The 16,578-nt window shown below is 43.8% G+C and carries 14 protein-coding genes and 1 tRNA gene; 5 read left to right on the forward strand and 10 right to left on the reverse strand.

All coding sequences use genetic code 11. The annotated features are described in order from the left end of the window. The first annotated feature begins 274 nt into the window (after positions 1-274). Complete coding sequence (locus ABIC80_RS10720) at positions 275-805, forward strand: membrane lipoprotein lipid attachment site-containing protein (protein ID WP_080893865.1); 531 nt, start codon at positions 275-277, stop codon at positions 803-805. Between the two features lie 10 nt (positions 806-815). Continuing rightward, a complete protein-coding gene (locus ABIC80_RS10725) occupies positions 816-1,091 on the forward strand; it encodes a hypothetical protein (RefSeq protein ID WP_080893866.1) in 276 nt (91 codons plus the stop codon). Positions 1,092-1,183: 92 nt separating this feature from the next. On the opposite strand, the gene ABIC80_RS10730 is transcribed toward ABIC80_RS10725, so the two are convergent. Together ABIC80_RS10730 and mobQ are read right to left on the reverse strand one after the other, a co-directional pair. Next, complete coding sequence (locus ABIC80_RS10730; protein ID WP_429177065.1) at positions 1,184-2,146, reverse strand: hypothetical protein; 963 nt, start codon at positions 2,144-2,146, stop codon at positions 1,184-1,186. 93 nt (positions 2,147-2,239) lie between these two features. After that, entirely contained in the window at positions 2,240-3,736 is a 1,497-nt protein-coding gene (mobQ, locus tag ABIC80_RS10735) for a MobQ family relaxase (RefSeq protein WP_429177067.1), read from the reverse strand. An 837-nt stretch (positions 3,737-4,573) separates the two neighbouring features. Between mobQ and ABIC80_RS10740 the strand changes: the two genes are divergently transcribed. Next, positions 4,574-4,885 (forward strand): conjugal transfer protein TraD, encoded by a 312-nt coding sequence (locus tag ABIC80_RS10740; protein ID WP_429177068.1) that lies wholly within the window; start codon positions 4,574-4,576, stop codon positions 4,883-4,885. A 628-nt stretch (positions 4,886-5,513) separates the two neighbouring features. Here ABIC80_RS10740 and ABIC80_RS10745 read toward each other — a convergent pair. From ABIC80_RS10745 to ABIC80_RS10765, 5 genes are all read right to left on the reverse strand, one after another. After that, entirely contained in the window at positions 5,514-8,423 is a 2,910-nt protein-coding gene (locus ABIC80_RS10745) for a type III restriction-modification system endonuclease (RefSeq protein WP_429177071.1), read from the reverse strand. 2 nt (positions 8,424-8,425) lie between these two features. Continuing rightward, on the reverse strand, positions 8,426-10,309 hold the full coding sequence (locus ABIC80_RS10750; RefSeq protein WP_429177073.1) for a site-specific DNA-methyltransferase: 1,884 nt from the start codon (positions 10,307-10,309) through the stop codon (positions 8,426-8,428). An 11-nt stretch (positions 10,310-10,320) separates the two neighbouring features. Beyond that, positions 10,321-10,605 carry a hypothetical protein gene (locus ABIC80_RS10755; protein ID WP_080396139.1) on the reverse strand — a complete coding sequence of 95 codons (285 nt, stop codon included), beginning with the start codon at positions 10,603-10,605 and terminating at the stop codon, positions 10,321-10,323. Between the two features lie 178 nt (positions 10,606-10,783). After that, complete coding sequence (locus ABIC80_RS10760) at positions 10,784-12,031, reverse strand: tyrosine-type recombinase/integrase (protein ID WP_429177076.1); 1,248 nt, start codon at positions 12,029-12,031, stop codon at positions 10,784-10,786. 179 nt (positions 12,032-12,210) lie between these two features. After that, positions 12,211-12,286 (reverse strand) — tRNA-Phe (locus ABIC80_RS10765). Between the two features lie 182 nt (positions 12,287-12,468). Between ABIC80_RS10765 and ABIC80_RS10770 the strand changes: the two genes are divergently transcribed. Next, a complete protein-coding gene (locus tag ABIC80_RS10770; protein ID WP_200580388.1) occupies positions 12,469-13,314 on the forward strand; it encodes an AraC family transcriptional regulator in 846 nt (281 codons plus the stop codon). A 38-nt stretch (positions 13,315-13,352) separates the two neighbouring features. Continuing rightward, positions 13,353-13,958 (forward strand): LysE family translocator, encoded by a 606-nt coding sequence (locus ABIC80_RS10775; RefSeq protein WP_124970485.1) that lies wholly within the window; start codon positions 13,353-13,355, stop codon positions 13,956-13,958. On the opposite strand, the gene ABIC80_RS10780 is transcribed toward ABIC80_RS10775, so the two are convergent. The 3 genes from ABIC80_RS10780 to cutA are packed head-to-tail and all read right to left on the reverse strand — an operon-like array spanning position 13,955 to position 16,570. Next, positions 13,955-14,530 (reverse strand): transcriptional regulator, encoded by a 576-nt coding sequence (locus ABIC80_RS10780; RefSeq protein WP_042718485.1) that lies wholly within the window; start codon positions 14,528-14,530, stop codon positions 13,955-13,957. The genes ABIC80_RS10775 and ABIC80_RS10780 overlap by 4 nt on opposite strands. Positions 14,531-14,576: 46 nt before the next feature. Next, positions 14,577-16,271: a protein-disulfide reductase DsbD gene (locus tag ABIC80_RS10785; RefSeq protein WP_429177078.1), complete on the reverse strand. Its 1,695-nt coding sequence runs from the start codon at positions 16,269-16,271 to the stop codon at positions 14,577-14,579. Next, complete coding sequence (cutA, locus tag ABIC80_RS10790; protein ID WP_042718488.1) at positions 16,247-16,570, reverse strand: divalent cation tolerance protein CutA; 324 nt, start codon at positions 16,568-16,570, stop codon at positions 16,247-16,249. The genes ABIC80_RS10785 and cutA overlap by 25 nt, the downstream gene beginning before the upstream one ends. Between the last annotated feature and the right edge of the window lie 8 nt (positions 16,571-16,578).

Genomic DNA, 16,578 nt, shown 5'->3' on the forward strand with positions numbered 1-16,578 from the left:
TATTATTGATAGCTTTTGTCGATTAAAAACGATCTATCGATCGATTATTTAATTGTTTTAATCGATCGATATTATATGTTTGATAGGCTATGACTATTGTTTGATTTTTATCGATCGATTTAAACGATATGACGAACATTAAAAATAATTCAATTCTATCAATTGGTTAAACAGACTGTTTGTGGGTCGGGTGCGATCCGCTTCGGAGTAGGATCTCTTTTCCTTTCAATCCTGCCACGAACAGTCAGTTCATTAACGTTGATGGAATATGAAGATGAAAAAAATCTTACTCATGGCAGGCGCTGCGTTAGTTCTGGCGGGGTGTGGTGAAAAAGGTGACTTTGAGAAAGCGATCAACGCCAAAATTGGTCAATCGAAAACCTGTTTTTCACTCCGAAACAATGACGTCACATTTCCTGTCCAGCTCTCCAAACCGCGATTTGATGAAACAGGGACTGGAACAGGGTCTGTGATCCTCGACGGTCTCGTAGAACAGGGCTTAATGGCCTTTGTCAAAGGCTGGGATAACAACACGCTTGGGATAACAGATGAAGGTAAACAAGCCAAAATCTGGGATGCCAAGGAAGGTGTTTGTATTGGTCGCCGCGTTGTTGATGAAGTGAAGGAATGGACCGAGCCGGGCAACGGTAATCAGAAAGTTGTTCGCGTCACCTATACGTGGAAATTAACTGATGTTCCATCATGGGTGGACAAAAGCACATTCTCTGGCGTGAAAGGGATGAACGGACCTGCTGATGGTGCCATGAATCTTGTTAAAACCAGCAATGGCTGGAAAGCGCTCTAAGGGGGCTATCATGGAAAACAAAACTATCCAGTGTCCGTTTTGCCTGAAAGAAAGTCAGAGAGGCGTCTATGTCTGCACCGGCTGCATGGCGACGGTTCTGTATGGAGCCTACCCCGGCTGGTATGCTTTCGTGGTTATATTATTGACCTTCGGCCTGTCTATACTGATCGGAATGTCTGCAGGAATGGCTGGGGCGACTATTAGCCTACCAATAATTGCGGCTGTTGGATTTATAGCTGGTAAGGCGATATTCTCTGATAATGTTGTGTTCAGGCGAAGGATGTAATAACTATAACTTTTTGTATATCAAAACAAACTACATCTAAACATTAAGGTGTGGTTTGTTTTATTTAATTGTAAGTATTTAAAGTGCAAGTGTTATAGTATTTTTGAATGCCATTCGGGTGTGTTTGCATCAACCACGATTGTTTTAACTCCAAGATAGGAATATGTGGCTTTTGTTTTTTCAATAAATCGACGATCTTTGCTTATGAAATAATCACATGCAGTAGCATATATAGCATGAGTATGGTCATGGAGACTTGACTCGGTCTTTCTCAAAGGTTCAAGTTTATATCCATGCCGCATAAGTTCCCTCATGACAATATCAATCATATTTTCTATAAAACTAAACACGCCTTTCATTTTATAAAAGCATTTTGATGGGTCAGATAATAATTCATTAGCTAAGAAGTTGTAGTATCCGTTAGTAGTCTCTATTTTGTATTGGGCTACTCTCTCGACTAACCGATTTATGTTTTCATCATAAGGGTGTAAAGAAAGTCCATTGCTTATTAGTTCCTGTGAGGCATCAGCTTTTGATTGTAGTGAAATAAAACCGTGAATTAATATGTTTTTATTTTTTGAGAGAGTTAATATATCTATCGGATTCTTTTTGTTTATTGAATCTAAAAGAGTTTCTTTTTCTTTACTGGATGTTAATTTAAATTTATTATGCCCATCATTGAGTACTTCCTTTTGGGATTTTTCTGCGTGTGCGTTTGACGCAATATTATCATAAACACGAGTGAAACAATCCAATGGCCTTTCACGAATTACAATTATCCCTTTTTTTCCAAAAGGAGCTTCAAGAACATTGCTGCCATCATTATAATATGGAAATAGCTCGGTGTTATTTGTCAGTTCACCAATGCCACTCAGGTTTTTCAGGGATTTATCCATATCAACTCTACCAGATTGAATTCCTCTGGCAACTTCTTCTATATGTGCTGGTGAATACACGAAAGTGAATTCTTTATTTTTTAAAATTGATGAAAAATCAGATGTCTCTCTCTCTAAAATATCTAAAAAAATATTATAATCTAAATAGATCTTTTTCAAAGCATTAGTCCATTATGTATTTAAAACGGTTTAATGCTATCCCAAATTTTGTTTTGAGACAAGGGTTTATTTTTGTGAAAGGGAATGTATTTTTTATTTATATTTTGAATGCTTTAGTTTAGGGGAACTGAACGTTGAGTGCTCAGTAAGTTCTTGTGTATATAATTTCACATCGTGGTCGCTTACCGAATGTGTATTTTTCTGACGACTTGGGAAACGGCTGATCTCATCCGGTGTTGGCTTGTAATCATCGTGGTTAAATTTAGCTTGTTTCTCATATTCATTACGTAAAACACGAAGACCTAATACCTCATCAAAGACATAGTTTTCAGCAATACGTTTATCATGTTCTTCACTGATAATATCAACTTTAGTTTTGTTCGTTTTAGCCCATATGAATTTATCTCTGATAAAATCAACTAAAAGGGCAGTGAAGCGTTTAAAAATATTATCCTGACGCGAAATAGGCTGTTTCCTCTTAACTCGTTCAGGGGCGCTTCTGAATGCCCTGTTTGGATTTTGCGAGGAGGATTTTTTCAGAATAGTATTTGTTCCAGTATCAGAAATACTGACCGAGGGTTTTTTACCAGCAACAACCTTACTGACTTTGGACTTATCACGATAGGATTTAACGCCACGCATACGAGTATGAGGTGCTGGTGCTACCAATACAGGTCTTTGTGTTTCATGAGTAGAAGAGCCGGAACGCGTTTCTGGTAATACGATCTCTTCTGGTTCAGCAAGAGCAGCTACAGTGAAGCTTCTGGCATCAACGACGATTTCAAGATCAAGTTCACTGAAGGTCTTGTAGACTTCAACGGCTTCTTGCTTGGCAGCATCACGAACAGCTTGTTCTGCGGTTCTTTGCTCTTGAGCAAATTTAGTTCGCCATTTACCACTATGAATACGCTTCATGGCAGGGCGGTTTGTTTCAGCGGCTTTAGCTAGCCATAGCGCTTGTTCTTCATTGTCCAGAGCAACCGCTGCTTTCTCTAATGCTTCCTCATGCTGGGCTTGGAGAGAGCGATGGTCAATACGTTCTGACGAGCCAGCGGCAGCGAGGTAGCTGTTAGCCATAGCTGACCATGATTCACGCCATAAAACAGACATTTTTCTGTCGTTCCAGCTTCTTTCCTTTTTACCAAAACCTTCTGGTCCTATAGTTTTTAATGTCAACATAACGTGAGCATGTGGGTTGTCGCTATCAAGATCATGAAAAGCGATGTCGGCAATCATGCCTTTATCAACGAAATTTTTCTGGCAATACTCAAGGACAAGTTTTTTCTTATCATCATTGGTTAGCTCAGAGGGGATCGCAACATCGAAATAACGAGCTGTTTGACCATTTTGCTGACGCTCGACCCGTTCAACTTCATTCCACAATGCTGTAGAATCTTTAACAATATGTTCTGGAGCATTAACAGGTGCTAATATGAAATGCCCGTACAAATCAGTACGGCGACTATAATCATAGGTATCACCTGTTCTTTCATCTGTTATACGTGTACGAGCATGATAGGCAGCTTTCGCAACGGAAGATCTACCTTCAGAACGTTTCACAATTTTAAAATCAAGATGAAAAATAGCCATATAATAAAAACAACCTCAAAATAAATTTAACTATCAAACCAAAATATAAATCTCCAATACGACTCAGTTGGTTTTAGTTTTTCGTAAGAAAAACTCTGGTGTTGACGTTGACCTTGTTTCCGAAGGAAACGGTGTTAGCCTGCGGCAGGCAACCGTCGGTAGACCCCACACGCTCACGAAGTGAGTGTATAGGTGGGCATTGCTTTATTTTTATATCTCCTAAAGGAGCTAAAAATAACGACAATGTTTTAAGTTTTTCTATAGTTAAATAATAACTCTAGTTTTACAGACTGTGAAATTAAAAAGGTAGGAATCGGATAAACGGTTGAGGTAGGATAATAATATTGGATTCTGGTGTTTAGAAAACGCCCGTAAGGGCAAAAGTAGTTAAATTAGTCTCCCGCCGTAAGGCGGGAAAGCAGAATTTAAGATAAATAGTGAAAATTATAAATACTTTTATGTGTTGCACAATTCACAGGTTAAGACCAGAAATCAGAGTCAAAAAGCAAGAGGTGAAATTGTTTTCATTGATTCAATAAAATAAGTAACGCGGAGAGTATCAGGTAATTAATGTTAGTGCCTGCATTCGTATGTGTTGCATGTTTTTATTTTGAGATTACTGATATCATATTTTTAAAAACAAAACATGATTTTTCGGGATAAATCCTATCATTAACAGGGATGAACCCTGTTCCAGCAATGTGATTGTTTTGAACAATCATCTCGCGCTGCTTTATTTAATCTGGAATAAAAAGTATTCAACCTTCTGCCTACGGTTTGACCTTTTCCTTTTTTAATTGTATTCCATGTTTTTGACAACTAAAAGGAAAAGTAATTATGAATACGGATGATAAAGGTAGAAAGCCGAGATCAGAAAAAACCATTAAGCAAAAAATAGCATCAGCTCAAATGCGTCTGAATCGCCTTAAGAGTAAAGAAAAATCTCTATCCAAGAGCGCAGAGACACGCTTAAAGATCATTTTGGGTGCAGAAGTAGCTAAAGCTTTTGGCTGTAAAGTAGAAGAAGTGGATAAAGAATTAATATTAGGACTGATATTACATTCATCGAATATTAGCATTGAAGATAAAGCAAGATTAAAATTACGAGGAAAAAGGTTTCTTGAGGATATGGTTGGGAGGCAGAAGTGAAGTGTCTATAGCCGTGAGAAACTTTTATATAATTTGATGCTTTAGCTTGACATGTATAATCTTATGATTTATTTAAATGGTAGGTGTTTTATCCTATGTTGATGTTCCGAGCGCCCTAATAAGCTGTGAGCCGATCGATCCAGAGTGAATAGGATAGAAATAAAAATGCTATTATCTATCTCTGGCTCTTTTATAGGAAACAGCAACGGGGAAAGGAGTGTCAGCTAATAGCAGCCTTTTAAAATGCTCTCTGGTTGTTATATACCTTGTCCTCATATTCATAAATATAACATAAGATATAAAAGAGATAAGGCATCAGGAATTTGTTTTGATCCTCCAGACTTTTATGGAGCATTAAATTTATTTGTGATTGGTGGCTATGGATAATATTTTTCAAATACAGGAAATATATTTGACAATCGATATTTAATATTGTATTTAATAAGTGTTCCTTGAGAACATTCACTTAAACGAAGTGTCTGATTGCCCCACATATGGGGAGGTGTTTACAGTCCAATGGGCTGATTGATTTGCCCCAAGTGTGGGGATATGTATTCTCTCCAATGGAGAGTTCCCTTCAAGGGAAAACGAAAGGGCCGTAAGGCCCTTTTCCATTTAAAAAATGTTATCATCCAACTTGTTTAATCAGTTCGACTATTTTGTCTGCAGAAAATTGTGTTCTAAACTCGACTTTGACAGATTTACTTATTTGACTGAATAGTGCTTGTGCATGTTTTATCTTACGTTCTTCTTCAAGTCTTAAACTATCCTTCCCATCTACATTTTTTGTTTCGATAATAAAGTTTAAGTAATCACCGCTTGTTGTTTTGACGACATAAGCAAAGTCTGGGGAATACGTGTATCCACCTGCTACCGGAATTTTAATAGAGTTCTTCGGTATCTTTGTAAAAACAGCTACAGACTGGATCTCTCCATCTGTTATGTTGAGCCTTTCAAGCTCTGAGTCATAAAAGACTTCTTCAAAAAGATAAGAATCCAACGGTGGTTTTGTGTTGTCATTCAATATACCAAGATCACTTGATAATACCTCACTCACAGGCTCACCGTCTGCATTAGTGAACTTTGTAGGATGAATTGAACCTGAAATCACATTATATCCAAGGCTGAATTTGTTAAATGAATTGTTCAACAAATACTTGCTAAAACCAGATTTAATCTTTCTGATTGTTTGAATGTTCAGGTATTCAGTGATATTGATAGTGTCTTTTATATCACAAAAAACCTTATGTAAAGTGTCGTGTTTAGCAAAAATAGTTTGTGACAAGTTATCAAGAAATTCCCGATAGCTCATTGTGTTTAGTTTGGCAAAGTTATCATCATCACTGACGATACTTTTCGACATTGCCGTATCATTATGAATATAAATTCTATCAATGCGAGTATGAACGCCTGATTTAGTGAATCTTTCTGTTTCTTCGAGCATAAATGACTTGAAAATGGATAAGAATTCATTTTCGCTATTTATTTTATACTCAATCACTGCTTTTTGATTTATCAAATCCCATAGTTCTTTCAGTTCACTGAACTTACCAACACGCATTTTAGTACGTCTTTTTCCATCAGTGGCTTTTTTAATTTTGCTTGGTTTCACTCCTGTAGGGAATGCTGTCGGATATTTGGCTTTTAAGCGGCTATAGGCATCTGAATCTTTGAAGTTGTCATTATCATCAATGATCCCATCATCAAAAATTTCATTCATGAGTGTTCTGGATGAAAGCTCAGGATACTGAGATAGTATTTTATCCTTAAGTTCTTGAGTAAACTTACTTGGCACAGTTTCTTTGAAAGAGCTATCGTTGACCTCTTTGACAAGAGAATCGACAAAATCTTTTTCTGTAAAATCAACATAATAGTTGAGAGTAAAATTGCGGTCCTTCACACGGCACATGTATTCATTCACTGGAAGACGTAAACCACGCCCTACCTCTTGAAGTTTAGATGTGGTGCTACCGCTCGAACGGAGCTTACAAATCTGAAAGACATTTGGGTTATCCCATCCCTCACGCAATGTCCATTTAGAGAAAATGAAACGGCGAGGATTTTCTAAAGACAATAGCAGCTCTTTATCATGAAGGATTTCGTTGATTTCCTGCTCAATTTTATCATCTTTATCACTATTATCTTTTGAAAAATAACCACCATGAACAGAAGATATATCCTTAACAGTTTTTTCAAGGAAGTTTCTATAAAACTCATCTTTCTCTGTTTTTAACAGTTCATTAGCTTCTGCCAAAACGTATTCTTCGAATTTAGTTTTCAGGCTTCCGGCAATATCATTACCATCACGATAGCCTTCAATGTCATCAATGAAGAAAAGAGTAAGAGGCTTTATGCGTGGCCTTTGTGTCAGATACTCTTTTTCTAACTTAAAGTGTTCTTTGACAGCTTTACGCATCATGTTATCAGCAAGTGTCTGATCATAAGAATAGGGGTTTATCGAGCTACCAATTTTTAGCTCAATACCATTACTCAACACTGCTGTATTCTTATTTAAAGCGTCAAGAGTTAAATCATGGATCGCACTATGCGTCTTAGATAGTGATTCACCTTTGGCTAACTTAAATGTTTTTTTATTACTATTTTCGTTCAGTTCAAATGTAGCTTCTTTTCCGTCAGACTTGACGAACTTGAGGTTGGCATTACCATCACCAACAATATCCTCAATGTATGCATCAATACCTTTAACAAGATCTTCATTGAATGCATCTACGGCTGTAAGACGATAAACTAAGTTTTTATAGCCTTCACTAAAGGTTGCGCCATAGCGGATGATATATTGAGCATTAAATTTTTCAATATTTTCCCATGTCTTTTTACCAGTAGGAAATTTATGAGGCTCATCAATGATAATGAATGGTTTTATCGCACTAAGTGCAGAAAATGGGGTATCAAACTGATTATCAAGCAAGCCAACATCATAAGTGTCAGTCAAAGACTTAGAGTTAATCATCCCTGAGTTGATCACAAGAACGTGTATATATTTCTTATTGAAATTACTTGCTTCAACAAAATCATGGATAGCTTGAGGCATATACGATTTTGTATTTTTACCCGAACTTTTCTGGCTTTCAACAACGTAAGTTTTTAGTTCACGCTCGTAATCGTCTCTAAAGTGTTCTTTTAAAGCATCGCTTTTTAAAAAGTTAACTGTTCCTGCTTTGATAGATAGGGTAGGAACAATGATGATAAACTTGTTAATACCAAATGATTTGTTCAGGTCAAAAATTGTTTTGGTGTAAGTATAAGTTTTACCTGTACCTGTCTCCATAGAAACATCAATTACGTTGCTTTTAGCATCGTAATTATCTTTTGAGTGCTCAATACCATTGAACTTCTGAACATTTTTTATGTTGTTGTAGTATAGCTGTTCAGTAAGTCGCAATTCAGGATTAGCTAACAGGCGGATAGCAACATTATCCGTCTGATGAGGTGTTGCGGAAACAAAAACATTCATCACCGCGTCAACACCTGCCTTTTGATGGGGTAAGTTCTTTTCGAATGTGAACCCTTTTGACATAATTAATTCCTCACCACCAAATCTAAATCAATCGCTTTTTTATTAGCATAACTTTTTAAAGCTTCATTGAGTTCCATCTGTTTTGCGCTTTCAAAGTTGCTGCCATAAATCACAACTTTGTTAGGGGCAAAGTCTTTGTTTGAATCCAGTTTTAGAAGTAATGCTTTCAGTGGCTTACTGGTAAAGTTAGGCGCAATCAGATACAAACGACCATCGCATAAGTGTGCTTTGTAGCCATCAAGATCAACATCTTCAATTGGTGTTGTTAACAAACTACCATCATACACACACCATGTAGTTAATAAGGTGTCATACTGTTCAGGAGTCAATACAACATCATCGAAGAAACTAAGGTTAGAAAGTGTTAGCTCTGATTCATTTTTCGCACGGAAATCATTTACTGTTTCAAAGATTTTGAAACCAATATCTCTATTATAATCTGGATTTGCTTTTTTTATCTTTTCTCCGGCCTTGATGATTCTATCTTTTGTAATATCAAAGATTGTTTTATATCCTTTATCGTACGCAAAATCATCATTTTTCAGTTTTTCATCAATTTGCACCAATATAAACTTTCTATCGGCATTGTCATTTTTGTTCAATTCTAAGATTGCATGAGCTGTTGAACCTGAACCACCAAAAAAATCAAGAACATAATCGCCATCAGAAACAACTATGTTAATCAAATCAGATAGTAACTTTAAAGGTTTTGGATTATCGAATGGATGAAAATCAAACAAATCTAACAAATCACTACTTCCATCGCTAGTTGTACCTGATTTATCAAGTAAAGTTTCATTAATGAGAATTGATCTTGGTTTTTTCCCTTTTGGTAATCGTTGTTTAAATTGTACGGACCAACCTCCATCTTCCTTTTGGATTAATCTGACGTCTCCTTTTTCTAAATCACTTTCAAATCTATTTCTTGAGCGAAGCCAGCTAATCTTATTACCGTTATCATCATATTCAAGCACTGTACCATCAGGGCAAGTTATTGGATAATATTGTTTCCCTGATTTTCTTTTAAACGTGTCCCAATAATATTTTGATTCATTATCTTCTTGATTGTATCTTGACAAATACTCTGGCTTGTACGTTTCAAACAAGCGCTCAAGACTACTTTTATTTTTTGAGTACATTAAAATATACTCATGTTCAATTGCTACATGAACAGAATCATTTCCGCCACCTTTTTTATTCTTCCACACAAAGTCAGTGATAAAATTATGCTCACCAAAAACTTCATCGCACAATATTTTTAATTGGGAATGTTCGTTTTCATCAATCGAAATGCATATAACGCCTTCATCACACATTAATTCTTTAGCTACATATAAACGTGGATAAATAAACGTCAGCCATGCACTATGGCTGCTTGAGCCTTTTGTAGTAAATTCAAGAATGCGTGTAGCTTCATCAAGACCAATACCAGCCAGCTCAGAAAGCTGTTCAGGCGTAAACTTGCGATCATCCTTATAGGTGAACCCATCAGAACCCGTGTTATATGGCGGGTCAATATAAATCATTTTAACCTCCTCCGTATAAGCATTAATCATATGCTTTAATACTTCGAGATTGTCACCTTTGATTAACAGATTTTGGCTATTTTTGTTCTCATCTCGTTGGTTATGGTCTTTATCTTCTGTCAGCAAAGTCTTCGGTGGTAGGTTAGCCAACAGCCGGGCATAGGACTTACCCAGCCAGTTTAAGCTGTATGATTCTTTAGAGAGTTCAACATCTGATGATTTAACGATCTCAAGCAGCTTTTCTTGAATAAACGCTCCGTTTTTATCAAAACACTGCGGAAAGTTAGCCTTCAAAACAGCAATCTGCTTACTGTTAGCAGTTTCAACTTCTGAAAAAATCGTTTCTTTTTGCATATCCATTTTAAACCTGATTATTTATTGTTCGATTTAGTGGTGTTTTTGATTGAAACTTCACTTAAGCCTATGCGTAGTAGTTCTGCAGCTGCACCATCTATACTTTTGAAAACTCGTGCTTCGTAAGGCTGTCTGGAGCTACTTAAGACTAATGGCTTACCTTCCCACTCTGAACTATCAAAAATCACGGTATACTCCCCTTTAGAGCCTTCTATTGTTGCTCTATCAAGTAGACCTGATTTGACTCTTTCCTTAGCCATCGAGCTAAGGATAAAATTTCCACCATTAAGACCTGATATCATGGTTATTCCTCGGTATTTAATACTGCTACGATATCAAATATTGCTGAAAAATCATAATAGAATGATGTAGTAGCCATCAACCAATGATGGCCATTCAAACACATTCAAAACAAAGAGTTACATGCAGTTATGTGATAGGTTATCAAGCAGTTAGCAGTAATTTTCTAACTCAAAGTGTTCACCTGTGGGCAAACTCAAACGGCCTGACCGCTCTTTCTCGATTGGCATCAAGATAATCAGCCCACCACTGTAGCATTAGCCTCCGCTCATCGAGATGTTCAGCAAGATGGATGTAAGCGGCGCGAACATGGTTACGCTCCTGATGGCTCATCTGACGTTCTACAGCATCTTTTGACCATAAGCCGGATTCGATTAAGGCACTACAGGCCATAGAGCGGAAACCATGTCCACAAACTTCTGTTTTGGTGTCATAGCCCATTTTACGAAGCGCGTTGTTGATAGTGTTTTCACTCATGGGTTTATAAGCATAGTGATCACCAATGAAGATGATTTCCTGATCTCCACTGAGCTTCTGAATTTCTCTCAAGGTGGCTAAAGCCTGCTTGCTTAATGGAACAAGGTGAGGGGTTTTCATCTTTGAGCCACGGCTGGAGTGTTTCACCCCTTGAAGTTCGTCACGTTCTGCAGGTATCGTCCAGAGCGCATTCTTGAAATCAATTTCAGACCAACGGGCAAAACGCATCTCACTTGAACGAACAAAAGTCAGTAAAGTGAGTCGAACAGCAAGGCGGGTTAGCTGTCTTCCTCTATAGCTCTCAATACGGCTGAGAAGCTCTGTAATGCGTTCAAATGGAAGAGCCGGGCGATGGACTCGTTTTGCTGTTGCAATGGCACCTGCTAAGTCCTGTGCAGGATTACTATCAATAATACTGTTATGGACAGCATATCGCATGATAGCGGTGATACGTTGCTGGAGACGAGCAGCAATCTCAAGATGCCCGGACTTTTCAGCCGCCTTAATTGGTTGGAGTAGGTCACGGGTTTTGAGGTCGGTAATGTTTCGTTTACCAATAACAGGGAACACATGGTTGGTAAGGCTGTTCAGCACTCTCTCTGCGTGAGTTTCTGACCAGTTGATGTTGCTTGCATGCCAGTCTCTGGCAACGGACTCAAAAGCAAGAGCGTCGCTTTGCTCTACCTTTTCAGATTTTTTCTTTTCAGAGGGGTCAATACCAGCAGCAATTAATCTTCTGGCATCATCTCTACGGTTACGGGCATCAGCAAGAGATACAGCAGGGTAGACCCCAAGAGCCAGTAGCTTTTGTTTTCCTGCAAAGCGGTATTGTAGACGCCAGTATTTGGAGCCATTGGGATGAATAAGAAGATGCATGCCGTTGCCGTCAGTGAGCTTTACTGGCTTGTCAGCGGGCTTGGCATTTCTTACTTTGACATCAGTGAGAGCCATCGTTTACCCCTCCCTGTGATGGTACAAAACGTATCGAACTAACAATACCAACAGATATACCATCAAGGCAATGTGGATGTTGATGAATGTTAGTGAACGTCAGTGAGGGGGATAAAGTAGATAGTTTGTTGACTTTAAAACAAAAAACGGACGTCAGTGGACGTCCGTGTATGAATAAGTGGTGCCCGGACTCGGAATCGAACCAAGGACACGGGGATTTTCAATCCCCTGCTCTACCGACTGAGCTATCCGGGCAACGGGCGGCATTAAACCGTAATCGCCCGTGGGCGTCAACCAAATTTCTCGAAATCCCTTTCAGTTGCTCAACTTTGCGGCAAAACGCGCAAAACCGCGCCGAAAATCGGCGGCTGCACAAATCTTCCAGACTTTTACATATCGTTGATGAATGCTATTTTTCGATAGTATACGGAGGCGAAATGTCTAAAGACTGGCTTGAGCTGCGACAGCATGCGGATACGGGGATTGAGACCATCCGCGCCCATTTTGAAGGGCATGCGTTTGATCCGCACTGGCATGACAGCTATCTGGTGGGCATCACCCTGTCTGGCACCCAGCAGTTTCACTGCCGCCGCGAGCGCCACCATAGCCGACCGGGGGACGCTTTTTTACTCGAGCCGGGCGAGATCCACGATGGTGATGCGCCGGTAGAGGGCGGATTCACCTATCTCACTTTTTACCTCGACGATCGCTGGCTCAACACCACGCTGCGTGGCTTGTATGACGCGGTGCCTTCCAGCTATGCGCTGCACTTTTCCCATACCATCGCCCGTGAACCGCGGCTGATTCGCACCATTGCGCAAACCTTCTCCGCGCTGCACAGCGACGAGATGCGCATTGTCCAGCAGGGGACGATGGATGCGCTGCTTGGCGAGCTGACGCACCACTGCCAGTGGCGCAAACGCATCCCGACGCAGATCCAGAGCGTGGCGATTGCCCACCGCGCGCGGGATTATCTTCACGCGCATATCGGTGACAATATTGGTTTAACGGACCTGGCGCGCGAAACCGGCACCGATCGCTTTACGTTGACGCGCTGTTTTAAGCGCGAGTTCGGTTTAAGCCCGCACGCCTGGCTTGTTCAATTGCGCCTTACCACCGCGCGGGCGCAGCTGGCGCGAGGCGATCAGCCCGCCGATGTTGCTGCTGCCGTGGGATTTGCCGATCAGAGCCACCTCGGGCGCTGGTTCCAGCGCGCTTATCGTATCTCTCCTGCGCACTACCGCAGGCTCTGCACAAACCTTCCAGACGACGGCCCGAAATAACGCGACATTGACAGGCTCATATCCAAAGGAGCCTGACAATGACCCTGCTGTATACCCTCCTGCCGTACTTACTCTTTGCCTTTGTCGCGTCGATCACTCCCGGCCCGACCAATATCCTGATCCTCACCAGCAGCCAGCGCTTCGGCGTCAAAGCCACGCTGCCCGCGGTGATAAGCGGCTGTGCCGCCGCCAGCGCGATTGTGTTTTTCTCCGGCGCGGGCGCAGGGGAGGTATTGCAGGATCACGTAATGGTGAGAACGGTGATGAGTTGGGCAGGCGTGGTGTGGTTAAGCTGGATGAGCTGGCAGCTGTTCCGTGCACCAGCCACCGATCTGCACGGCGAGGCGCAGCAGCCGTTCACTGCGCGCGCGGCGGCGATACTGCAACTTATTAACCCGAAAACCTGGATGATGGCGTTAGCGGTAGTGAGCCTGTTTGCCCCACACAGCGGTCATCCGCTGCGCGAGGTCTCGGTGATGGCGCTGCTCTTTTTCATTATCTCGGTGATGAGCCTGTTCGGCTGGGCGCTTTTGGGCAAAGCCGTGAACCGACTCTTTCGCACCCCGGCCTCGCTCGTCACCTTCCAGCGCGTGATGGCGCTGGGTCTGTTTATCTCCGCGTGGGCGGGGCTGCTGAGCGCTTAGGTCAGCGCGCCACCCTTGCGGCAGCGGGCAAAGCGCAGAATATCCTCTGCCAGCCGCTGGGCGGTGTCGACATCTGCCTGGCTGCGGTTGACCAGCATACGGCTGAGACACCCTTCCAGGATCAGCTCCATCTGCTTCGCCACCATCGCCGCATCGTCCACCTCCAGCTCGTTCAGCAGCTTGTGAGAGAAGTTGTACGCTTCAAGCTTCTGCTGATCCGCCAGCTGATGAATCGGGTGATCCGGCGCGGGGAAGAAGGTGCAGGCGGCGATAAACAGGCAGCCCGGATAGCGGTTGTTGCTCACGCACTCGGTCAGCGCGGCGTAACGCGCCAGCAGTTTTTGTTCATGGTTGAGGCTCTCATCCAGCAGCAGCTGGCGGCGCCAGGTATCGATCTGCTGGCTTAAATAGCGCAGCGCATCATAGAGCAGCGCCTCTTTATCGGGCCAGAAACGGCGGAACTCCTCCAGCGGATAGTCGACGCGCTCGGCAACCATTTCAAGAGTGGTGTCCGCAATGCCTCTTAATTCAAGCAGTTGCAATGTCTGGCTTAAAACGTCTTCGCGTTGCACAGTGGTCTCCTCCGTTACTGCGTCAAACTACCCCACCAAGTGTTGTTTACGGGGCGTGATTGCGCAAATGGTCGGCAAAGGCGTCGGCAGGCATAAACCCGGTCACCCGGGCCGCTTGCTGCTCTCGCCCTTGCGCGTCAAAAAAGAGCAGGGTAGGTAACCCCAGCACATTCAGATGGCGCAGAAGCGCGGCATCCTGTGCGTCATTAGCCGTCACGTTGGCCTGTAATAACAGCGTGTTTTTCAGCGCCGCCTGTACCTTTGGGTCGCTGAAGGTGTACTTCTCAAACTCTTTACAGGCCACGCACCAGTCAGCATAGAGATCCAACATGACAGGCCGATCGTTGGCCTGCGCCAGCGCCCGGTTGAGATCGTCGACGGTTTTCACTGAGGTGAAGGCCAGCGGCGCATGGGCCTGGGCCGCGGGCGCGCCGAAGGCCCAGTCCTGCAATGGACGGGCGCACACCAGCGCCGCGCCGAGCAGGGCGATTTGCAGCACCCGCATGATGGGGCGCGTGGCGTTGAGGCTGGTGATAAAGGCCCAGCCGAAGAAGGCGACGCCGAGCAATGACCAGAGCCGCAGCCCCCAGGCTTCACCCAGCACGCGCTCCAGTAAAAAGACCGGCAGGGCGAGGATCACAAAGCCAAAGGCGGTTTTGACCTGCTCCATCCACGGCCCGCTTTTCGGCAGCAGGCGGTTGCCGAACACCGTCACGAGGATCAGCGGCAGGCCCATGCCGAGGGCGTAAAGGTAGAGCGTGCCGCCGCCGAGCCACAGATTCCCGCTCTGGGCGATATAGAGCAGGATGGCGCTGAGCGGCGCGGTGGTGCAGGGCGAGCAGATAAGCCCGGCAATCGCCCCCATGGCAAACACGCCGCCGACGGAGCCGCCCTGCTGGCGGTTGCTCCACAGCGTTAAGCGGGTTTGCAGCGCGGAGGGGAGTTGCAGGTTAAAGAGGCCGAACATCGACAGCGCCAGCAGGCTAAACAGCAGCGACAAGCCGATAAGCACGTAGGGGTGTTGCAGCGCGGCCTGGAACGACAGCCCGGCGGCGGCCACCACCAGCCCCAGCGCGGTGTAGGTGAGCGCCATCCCCTGCACGTAGATAAAGGCCAGCAGCAGCGCGCGCGGCGTGGCAAGGCGCTGTTTGCCACCGAGCACAATGCCGGAGATCAGCGGGTACATCGGCAATACGCAGGGGGTGAAAGCGATACCAATGCCGATCAGCAGCGCCCAGAGGGCGGAGAAGGGCAGCGGGCGCTCGGGCGCGGTCTCAGTCGTTGGTGCGGCTTTGGGTTCAACAACCGGCGCGGCAGCGACCTCCATCAGCGGCACCACTTTGGTCTCCGGCGGGTAGCAGAAACCGGCATCGGCACAGCCTTGATAAGTGACGGTGAGCGTCGCGCCTTTCCCCGCCTGCGCGATGTGTAGCGGCAGGTTCAGCTTCTGGCGGTAGATCTCGGTTTTGCCGTAGAACTCATCTTCATGCATCTCGCCTTTGGGCAGTTCGAGCGCGCCGATCTGCGCCTGCGCTGGCGTGACGCGGATCTGCTGGCGGTAGAGGTAGTAACCCTCTTTCACCTGCCAGTTGAGCGTCAGGTCATGTTGATGCTGTTGAAAATCAAAAGTGAATGCCTGGTCGGCAGGCACAAAGTCAGAGCGGCCGGGCGCGTCGAACAGCCCGGCGAAAGCGGATGTGCTGCATAACAGCAGGATCAGCGTAAGGATGCGTTGAGCCATGTGAGGTAGTCGTGCTCTCCGTGAGAAACCGGCAGCGCCAGCAGTTCAGGGGTTTGATAGGGGTGATGCGATTTCAGGCAGGCGAAGAGATCGTCCAGGTGCGCGACGTCGGTTTTCAGCAGCAGTTGCACTTCATACTCCTGCTCCAGTTTGCCTTCCCAGTAGTAGAGCGAGGTTGCTCCGGGGAGGATCGTCACGCAGGCGGCGAGTTTGTCCGCCAGCGCTTTGGCCGCCAGATCCTGGGCGGTGGCTTCATCCGGGGCGGTGCAGAGTACAACAACGGCGTCGGGCGTGTTCATTCTCAACC

Source organism: Kosakonia sp. 1610 (assembly GCF_050435845.1).
GTDB classification, from domain to species: domain Bacteria; phylum Pseudomonadota; class Gammaproteobacteria; order Enterobacterales; family Enterobacteriaceae; genus Kosakonia; species Kosakonia cowanii.

Excerpts from the sequence above, each read along its gene's own strand:
- ABIC80_RS10740 (WP_429177068.1), top strand. The coding sequence starts at position 4,574 with ATGAATACGGATGATAAAGGTAGAAAGCCGAGATCAGAAAAAACCATT.
- ABIC80_RS10770 (WP_200580388.1), top strand. The coding sequence starts at position 12,469 with ATGTCTAAAGACTGGCTTGAGCTGCGACAGCATGCGGATACGGGGATT.
- ABIC80_RS10775 (WP_124970485.1), top strand. The coding sequence starts at position 13,353 with ATGACCCTGCTGTATACCCTCCTGCCGTACTTACTCTTTGCCTTTGTC.
- ABIC80_RS10785 (WP_429177078.1), bottom strand. The coding sequence starts at position 16,271 with ATGGCTCAACGCATCCTTACGCTGATCCTGCTGTTATGCAGCACATCC.
- mobQ (WP_429177067.1), bottom strand. The coding sequence starts at position 3,736 with ATGGCTATTTTTCATCTTGATTTTAAAATTGTGAAACGTTCTGAAGGT.
- ABIC80_RS10720 (WP_080893865.1), top strand. The coding sequence starts at position 275 with ATGAAAAAAATCTTACTCATGGCAGGCGCTGCGTTAGTTCTGGCGGGG.
- ABIC80_RS10755 (WP_080396139.1), bottom strand. The coding sequence starts at position 10,605 with ATGATATCAGGTCTTAATGGTGGAAATTTTATCCTTAGCTCGATGGCT.
- ABIC80_RS10745 (WP_429177071.1), bottom strand. The coding sequence starts at position 8,423 with ATGTCAAAAGGGTTCACATTCGAAAAGAACTTACCCCATCAAAAGGCA.
- ABIC80_RS10750 (WP_429177073.1), bottom strand. The coding sequence starts at position 10,309 with ATGGATATGCAAAAAGAAACGATTTTTTCAGAAGTTGAAACTGCTAAC.
- ABIC80_RS10725 (WP_080893866.1), top strand. The coding sequence starts at position 816 with ATGGAAAACAAAACTATCCAGTGTCCGTTTTGCCTGAAAGAAAGTCAG.
- cutA (WP_042718488.1), bottom strand. The coding sequence starts at position 16,570 with ATGAACACGCCCGACGCCGTTGTTGTACTCTGCACCGCCCCGGATGAA.
- ABIC80_RS10760 (WP_429177076.1), bottom strand. The coding sequence starts at position 12,031 with ATGGCTCTCACTGATGTCAAAGTAAGAAATGCCAAGCCCGCTGACAAG.